Source organism: Vibrio sp. 1249-1, assembly GCF_033340495.1.
The window spans coordinates 1-731 of the sequence record NZ_JAWOWJ010000476.1 but is presented as its reverse complement, the minus strand read 5'-3'; the positions used below and the strand labels follow the sequence as shown (position 1 = coordinate 731).

The following is a 731-nucleotide window of genomic DNA, read 5'->3' as shown; positions in this document are numbered from 1 at the left end:
GGCATGGTTGCTTAAACGCATGCAAGTGCCGGCGTTAGGGCAGCAAAAAGGTTTACGCATCGTGAGCCAATTACCTGTCGGCACCAAAGAGCGAATCGCCGTGGTTCAGGTTGGAGAAGAGCAGTTTTTGGTGGGCATCACCAGTCAATCGATCCAAACCTTAGCCAAGCTAGAAAAGCCATTGAAAGAGGAAGAGTTGGCGACCAATGCTTTTGCCAGTCAGTTCAGCCAACTGATCAAGAAAAATGACAAAGGGTAATCCAATCCGTCTGCTTTTTAGCACTTTGGTGCTACTGGTTGGCGTGCTGTTTTCTTCATTTTCGTTTGCTGAGGCAGAGGAATCACCGCTGCCTGCGAATTTAGCAGAAGGGAGCAGTGTGACGGTTCAAGCCATGCAAAGCGATACCGGAGCCAGTCGCTCTATGTCGGTTGGCAATGGTGCTGGTATTCCAGCTTTCACCATGACCACCAATCCGGATGGCAGTGAAGACTATTCTGTTACGTTGCAAATTCTCGCCTTAATGACCATGCTGGGCTTCTTGCCAGCAATGGTGATTTTGATGACGTCTTTCACCCGAATTGTGGTGGTAATGTCGATTCTGCGTCAGGCGATGGGCTTACAACAAACACCATCGAATCAGGTGATCATTGGCATCGCGCTTTTCTTGACCTTCTTTGTCATGTCTCCTGTGCTCAACGAAATCAATGACACGGCTATCCAGCCATACCTC

Annotated in this window: 1 protein-coding gene and 1 pseudogene; both read left to right on the top strand. The window is 49.0% G+C overall.

What is annotated here, in order from left to right; all coding sequences use genetic code 11:
- On the top strand, positions 1-259 hold a 259-nt coding region (fliO, locus tag R7Z50_RS27085; protein WP_318149695.1), incomplete at its 5' end, for a flagellar biosynthetic protein FliO.
- Positions 246-731, top strand: a pseudogene (locus R7Z50_RS27080) (flagellar biosynthetic protein FliP); the annotation flags it as partial. The gene fliO and the pseudogene R7Z50_RS27080, both read left to right, overlap by 14 nt.